Annotated in this window: 5 protein-coding genes; 2 read left to right on the top strand and 3 right to left on the bottom strand. The window is 76.0% G+C overall.

What is annotated here, in order from left to right; all coding sequences use genetic code 11:
• Positions 1-147: 147 nt before the first annotated feature.
• Together AB0M03_RS34740 and AB0M03_RS34735 are read right to left on the bottom strand one after the other, a co-directional pair.
• Positions 148-2,088 carry an ATP-binding domain-containing protein gene (locus AB0M03_RS34740; protein ID WP_363499400.1) on the bottom strand — a complete coding sequence of 647 codons (1,941 nt, stop codon included), beginning with the start codon at positions 2,086-2,088 and terminating at the stop codon, positions 148-150.
• 23 nt (positions 2,089-2,111) lie between these two features.
• Positions 2,112-3,092: an aldo/keto reductase gene (locus tag AB0M03_RS34735; protein WP_363499398.1), complete on the bottom strand. Its 981-nt coding sequence runs from the start codon at positions 3,090-3,092 to the stop codon at positions 2,112-2,114.
• 201 nt (positions 3,093-3,293) lie between these two features.
• On the opposite strand from AB0M03_RS34735, the gene AB0M03_RS34730 reads away from it, so the two are divergent.
• Positions 3,294-4,340 carry an LLM class F420-dependent oxidoreductase gene (locus AB0M03_RS34730; protein ID WP_363499396.1) on the top strand — a complete coding sequence of 349 codons (1,047 nt, stop codon included), beginning with the start codon at positions 3,294-3,296 and terminating at the stop codon, positions 4,338-4,340.
• Between the two features lie 42 nt (positions 4,341-4,382).
• Here the strand turns inward: AB0M03_RS34730 and AB0M03_RS34725 are convergent, their stop codons facing one another.
• Positions 4,383-5,363 carry a magnesium and cobalt transport protein CorA gene (locus AB0M03_RS34725; protein WP_363499394.1) on the bottom strand — a complete coding sequence of 327 codons (981 nt, stop codon included), beginning with the start codon at positions 5,361-5,363 and terminating at the stop codon, positions 4,383-4,385.
• A gap of 106 nt (positions 5,364-5,469) precedes the next feature.
• On the opposite strand from AB0M03_RS34725, the gene AB0M03_RS34720 reads away from it, so the two are divergent.
• Complete coding sequence (locus AB0M03_RS34720; RefSeq protein ID WP_363499393.1) at positions 5,470-6,159, top strand: histidine phosphatase family protein; 690 nt, start codon at positions 5,470-5,472, stop codon at positions 6,157-6,159.
• Positions 6,160-6,232: the final 73 nt, after the last annotated feature.

The following is a 6,232-nucleotide window of genomic DNA, read 5'->3' as shown; positions in this document are numbered from 1 at the left end:
CGCTGACCCGGCGGCGGCTGTGCTTACCGGGCGGGGGGTTTGACGACCCGGAGGCGCGAGTGCAGACCCGGAGGCGCGAGTGCAGGAGGGGCGGGGCCGTCGGCCCCGCCCCTCCTGCACTCGCGCCCTTGTCGGGCCGGGCGCCGCTCAGTACTCCTGGCCGGCCTGCTCCGCCAGGATGGCCCGCAGGCGGGTGGTGCGCGGTGCGGCGGGCCGCTCGGCGACCGCCTGGGCGAGCGCGGGGCCGGCCGCGTGCACCACGGACAGGTGCTGCTCGGCCCGGCCGAAGGCGGTGTACACCCACTGGCGGGTGAGGCCCGCCACGGCGTCCCCGGGCACCACGGCGACCACGCCGGGCCAGCGCCGGCCGACGGCCTGGTGCGCGGTCAGCGCCCAGCCGTGCCGCAGCCGGGCGGTCTGCGCGGGGGAGAGGGTGAGCCGGGTGCCGTCCGAGAGCTCGACGTGCAGACCGGTGGAGTCGCCGTCGACCACCCGGCCGGGCAGCGTGGTGCCCGGGACGGGCGACCAGGCGACACGGTCGCCCGGGTCGAAGCCGCCGAAGGCGCCGGGGCCCGGGTTCAGCCGGGCCTTGGCCGCCGCGTTCAGGGCCCGGGTGCCGGCGCCGCCGCCGTGGCCGGGGGTGAGCAGCACGACCTGCTCGGCGGGGATGCCGAGCGCCCGCGGGATGGAGTCGCCGAGCAGCTGGACGGCCCGGTGGACGGCCTCGCCGGCGTCCTGCACGGCCAGCACGACCACCTCCTTCTCCGGGGCGTCGACCGGCTGCAGCTCGCCGACGGAGATGCCGGAGACCAGCTCGCCGATCGGCCCCGGGTCGGGGGTGCGGGAGGCGACCGCCGGGCAGGCCTTGGCGGCCAGCAGGTCGGCGAGGAACCGCCCGGGCCCGGCGGACCACAGCTGGGCCGGGTCGCCGCTGAGCACCAGGCGGGTGCCGTCGGCGAGCGCCTCCAGCAGGGTGGCGGCGAACTCGGCGTCGAGCAGCTGGGCGTCCGGGACGACCAGCAGGTCGAGGGCGAGCGTGCCGTCCTCGGTGCGGCCGGGGCCCGCCGTGCCGAGCAGGTCGGCCAGGGTGGCGACCCGGTCGGCGGCGGGGGAGCCGGCGAGCAGGGCGGCGAGCACGCCGCGGCCGTGGTCCGTCCAGGTGCCGGCCCAGGCCCGCAGGCCGAGGCCGTCGGCGGCGCGCAGCAGGGCGGCGAGCTCGGCGCGGGAGGCCTCGCCGCCGGTGTGCGCGACCAGGGCGTTGTCGGCGGCGGCGCGGATCAGCGCGGTGGCGGAGGAGGAGGGTGCGGCCTCGGCGGCGGCCTCCCAGGCGGCGGGGCCGGGGGCCGGCCGGTGCTCGCCGGGTCCGGCTTCGGCCTCGGTGTCTTCGTCCGCCCCGGCCGCCGGGCCGGTGTCCTCGGCGTCGGTGCCGGGGACGAGGGTGGACTGCAGCCGGACCAGGCCCTCGCCGAGGCTCTCCTCGGCCAGCGCCAGGCGCTCCAGGGCCAGCATGGTGCGGGTGGGAGGCTCCTCCTCGCTGCTGCCGTGGTGACCGGGCAGCTCCTCCTGGAAGGCCATCACCCGGCCGACCACCACGACCTCCTGCAGGGCGGCGGCCGGGTCGGGCAGGCCGAGCCGCTCGAGGCCGGTGACGATCTCGCCGATCTCCTGGGCGGAGTGCCCCCGCAGGGCGGCCTGCTCCAGCAGCCAGGGCACCAGGGCGGCGGCCCGGCGCGGGTCGCCGGGGCCGGCCTCGGCGCCCAGCAGCCCGCGGGCGAAGCCGTCCGCCTGCTCGGGGCGGACACCGGGCAGGGCGAGGACGGCCCACGGGTCCTTGCGCAGCTCCCCGGCCGCGCCCTCGCCGAGCGCTGCCACCGCGGGTGCGGCGAGGTCGGCGGGGGCGCCGCCGGCCGTCAGTACCTCGGCGGCGGCCGCGAGTGCGGCGGCGTGCTGGTCGTCCGTGCGCGGCCCGGCCGGGGCGGCGGCCTCGGCGGCCGGCCCCGACGACGCCCCTGCCGCGCGGATCGCCTCGGCGAGCGCGGCGACCGCCTCGGCCTGCCGGTCCGGGGCGGGGTGCTCCGCTTGCGTCATCGATGTCTCCTCACGGCCGGCGGTCACAGCTCTGTCCAGCCCTGGTCCGGGTAGCGGTGCACCGGCGCCGAGACGTCGTCCAGCGCACCGCGGATCTCACCCGGAAGCGTAAGGGCCTCCGCCGACAGCGCCGCCTGCAGCTGGGCGGCGGTGCGGGCGCCGACCAGGACGCCGGCCACGCCGGGCCGGTCGCGGACCCAGGCGAGGGCGACCTTCAGCGGGCTGCTGGCGAGCCCGTCGGCGGCGGTGGCGAGGGCGTCCACGATCCGCCGGGAGCGCTCGCCGAGGTAGGGCTGGACGACGGCGGCGTGGTACGGGGAGGCGCCGCGGGACTCCGGCGGGACGCCGTGCCGGTACTTGCCGGTGAGCACGCCGCGGCCGAGCGGGGAGGAGGCGAGCAGGCCCACCCCGGCGTCCAGGGCGGCGGGCAGCACCTCGCGCTCCAGGCCGCGCTGGAGCAGCGAGTACTCGAGCTGGGCGGCGGCGGGGGGCACCCGGCCGGGGTGGCCGTGCTGCCAGGCGGCGGCCTTGGCGAGCTGCCAGCCGCTGAAGTCGCAGACGCCGGTGTACCGGGCGCGGCCGGAGGCGACGGCGATGTCGAGGGCGTGCAGGGTCTCGTCGAGCGGGGTGGCCGGGTCGTGGCCGTCGACCTGCCAGAGGTCGACGTGGTCGGTGCCGAGGCGGTGCAGCGAGGCGTCGAGTGCAGCGAGCAGGTGGCCGCGGGAGGCGTCGCGGCGGCGGCCGGGGCCGGGGAGGGCGCCGGCCTTGGTGGCGATGACCAGGTCGGAGCGGGGGACGAGGCCACCGGTGAGCCGGGCGAGCAGGTACTCGGCGCCGCCGTCGGCGTACTCGTCGGAGGTGTCGACGAGGGTGCCGCCGGCGTCGACGAAGGCCTTGAGCTGCTCGGCGGCCTCCTGCTCGTCGGTGTCGCGGCCCCAGGTCATGGTGCCGAGACCGAGCCGGCTGACTCTCAGGCCCGTTCTGCCGAGGTGGCGCTGTTCCATCGGGAGGGCCCTCCGTCGTGGCTGGAAACCGCAGGTGGGGACAGAGCCCCCACGGGGGCAGAGCGTAGCGGCCGTGGCACGCGGCGTGATGGAGGACCCGCGCGTCAGGGTGACGCAGACCACAGCTACCCGCCGGTAGCCTGGCTGTCGGCGGCGCGGCTACGCTCGCCGTACCGATCGAACGGAAGGTGTGGGCCGGCTATGCGACTGGGCATCAACCTCGGCTACTGGGGACTCGGCATGGACGCCGACAACATCGCGGTGGCCCAGGAGGCCGACCGCCTCGGCTACTCGGTCTGCTGGGCGGCGGAGGCGTACGGCTCCGACGCGGCGACCGTCCTCAGCTTCGTCGCCGCGAGGACCGAGCGGATCGACGTCGGCTCGGCGATCTTCCAGATCCCCGCCCGCACCCCCACCATGACCGCGATGACCGCCGCCACCCTGGACACCCTCTCCGGCGGCCGCTTCCGGCTCGGCCTCGGCGTCTCCGGCCCGCAGGTCTCCGAGGGCTGGTACGGCGTCAAGTTCGACAAGCCGCTGGCCCGCACCCGCGAGTACGTGGAGATCATCCGCAAGGCGATGGCCCGCGAGCGGGTCGTCCACGAGGGAGCCAACTGGACGCTGCCGCTGCCCGGCGGCCCCGGCAAGCCGATCAAGCTGACCGTGCACCCCGTCCGCGAGCACATCCCGCTGTACATCGCCGCGATCGGCCCGAAGAACCTGGAGCAGACCGGCGAGATCGCCGACGGCTGGCTCGGCATCTTCTTCGCCCCCGAGCACGCCGCGCTCTCCATCGACCCGCTGAAGGCCGGCCGCGCCAAGACCGGGCAGACCCTGGACGGCTTCGACCTCTGCCCGACCGTCGCCATCTCGGTCGGCGAGGACGTCAAGGCCGCCGCCGACGGCCAGCGCTCCTACGCCGCGCTCTACATCGGCGGCATGGGCAGCAAGGAGAAGAACTTCTACAACCAGCTCGCCCGCCGCATGGGCTACGAGCAGGCCGCCGACGAGATCCAGGAGAAGTACCTGGCCAAGGACTACGCCGGCGCGGCCGCCGCCGTCCCGCACGACCTGATCGACGCCACCGCGCTGCTCGGCACCACCGAGCGGATCGCCGACCGGATGCAGGCCTACGCCGACGCCGGCGTCACCACCCTCACCCTCGCCCCGGCCGGCTTCACCCTGGAGGAGCGGATCACCGCCCTGCGCACCGGTGTGGAGGCGCTGGAGCGCGCGGGCCTGGCCTGATCCCCGCGGCGGGGCGGGCCGAACGCCCGCCCCGCCCGCCCGTCAGAGCCAGCCGGCCCGTTTGAACAGGCGGTGCAGCACCAGGCAGACCACCGCCATCAGTCCCAGCGCCGCCGGGTAGCCCCAGGACTGGCGCAGCTCCGGCATGTGCTCGAAGTTCATGCCGTAGACGCCGGCGATCATCGTCGGCGCGGCCACCAGCGCCGCCCAGGCCGAGATCTTCCGCATGTCGTTGTTCTGCTGCACGCTCACCTGGGCCAGATTGGCGCTCAGGATGTCCGACAGCAACCGGTCCAGCGCCTCGACCTGCTCGTTCGCCTTGGTCAGGTGGTCGAGCACGTCCCGCAGGTACGGCTGCAGGGCGTCGGGGACGAACGGCACGCCGCCGCGCACCAGCCGGCCGGCCGGGTCCAGCAGCGGCGCGCTCGCCCGCCGGAAGGCGACCACCTGCCGCTTGAAGGCGTAGATCCGCTCGGCGACGCCGCGCGTCCGCCCCGGGGCGAACACGTCCGCCTCCAGCTCGTCCAGGTCGGACAGCAGCATCGCGGAGAGGTCCAGGTAGCTGTCCACCACCAGGTCGCAGACCGCGTACAGCACCGCCGCCGGCCCCAGCCGCAGCAGGCCCGGCCGGTCCTCCAGCTCCTTGCGCATGCCGCCCAGCGGGGTCGCCTTCCCGTGCCGCACGGTGATCGCGAAGCAGTCGCCGACGAACACCAGCACCTCGCCGGTCTCCACCGAGCGGTCCGACTCGCGGTAGCCCAGCGTCTTGACGACGGTGAACAGCGCGTCCGGGTAGACCTCCATCTTGGGGCGCTGGTGCGCGGCCGTCAGGGCGTCCTCCACCGCCAGCGGGTGCAGCGAGAACTCCGAGGAGACCAGGTCCAGCTCCTCCGGAGTCGGCTCGTACAGCCCGATCCACAGGAAGCCGTCGCCGGCGGTCCGCACGGCGTCCAGCGCGTCCGAGAAGTCCGCGGGCCCCTCCACCCGGCGGCCGTCCCGATAGGTGGCGCAATCGACGATCATGCCGCCATTGTTCCGCGCCCGTGCCCGAACGGTCATCACATCCCTTGAACGCACACCCGATGGGCACCCGTGCCCCACCCGGCACGCAGGCCGTACGCTAGGCCGCATGCCCACGCTGCTGCTCGTCCGCCACGGCCGTTCGACCGCCAACACCGCCGGCGTCCTGGCCGGCTGGACGCCCGGCGTGGACCTCGACGACACCGGCCGCGAGCAGGCCGCGGGCCTCGTCGGCCGACTCTCCGGGCTGCCGCTGGCACACGCCGTCAGCAGCCCGCTGGAGCGCTGCCGGCAGACCCTCGCCCCGTTGCTCGCCGCCCGCCCCGAACTCGGCGACCCGGCCGTCGACGAGCGGCTCGGCGAGTGCAAGTACGGCGACTGGACCGGCCGTCCGCTGCGCGAACTCGCCGAGGAACCGCTCTGGCGCACCGTCCAGGACCAGCCCTCCGCCGCCGCCTTCCCCGGCGGCGAGTCGCTGCGCGACCTCAGCCACCGCACCGTCGAGGCCGTCCGCGAGTGGGACGCCAAGGTCGCCGCCGAGCACGGCGAGGACGCCCTCTGGATCGCCTGCAGCCACGGCGACGTGATCAAGGCCGTGGTCGCCGACGCCCTCGGCCTGCACCTCGACCACTTCCAGCGGATCTCGGTCGAGCCGTGCTCGGTCACCGCGATCCGCTACACCGCCCACCGCCCCTTCCTGCTGCGCCTCGGCGACACCGGCGGCCTCGCCGCGCTCGCCCCGAAGGCGGAGCGTTCCGAGGTGCCCGCCGGCGACGCCGTGGTCGGCGGCACCGGCTGACACACCGGTCGCCGCGTCCCCGCGGCGCACGTCGTAGGGTGGCCGATGAGCCCCCGTCCGATCCCGATCCGGA

Origin of the sequence: Kitasatospora sp. NPDC051914 (genome assembly GCF_040680995.1) — a bacterium.
Lineage (GTDB): Bacteria > Actinomycetota > Actinomycetes > Streptomycetales > Streptomycetaceae > Kitasatospora.
This window is presented reverse-complemented; position numbering and strand designations above follow the sequence as displayed.

Bases quoted from the DNA above. Each gene is read 5' to 3' on its own strand.
- AB0M03_RS34720 (WP_363499393.1), top strand. From the start codon at position 5,470: ATGCCCACGCTGCTGCTCGTCCGCCACGGCCGTTCGACCGCCAACACC.
- AB0M03_RS34740 (WP_363499400.1), bottom strand. From the start codon at position 2,088: ATGACGCAAGCGGAGCACCCCGCCCCGGACCGGCAGGCCGAGGCGGTC.
- AB0M03_RS34730 (WP_363499396.1), top strand. From the start codon at position 3,294: ATGCGACTGGGCATCAACCTCGGCTACTGGGGACTCGGCATGGACGCC.
- AB0M03_RS34735 (WP_363499398.1), bottom strand. From the start codon at position 3,092: ATGGAACAGCGCCACCTCGGCAGAACGGGCCTGAGAGTCAGCCGGCTC.
- AB0M03_RS34725 (WP_363499394.1), bottom strand. From the start codon at position 5,363: ATGATCGTCGATTGCGCCACCTATCGGGACGGCCGCCGGGTGGAGGGG.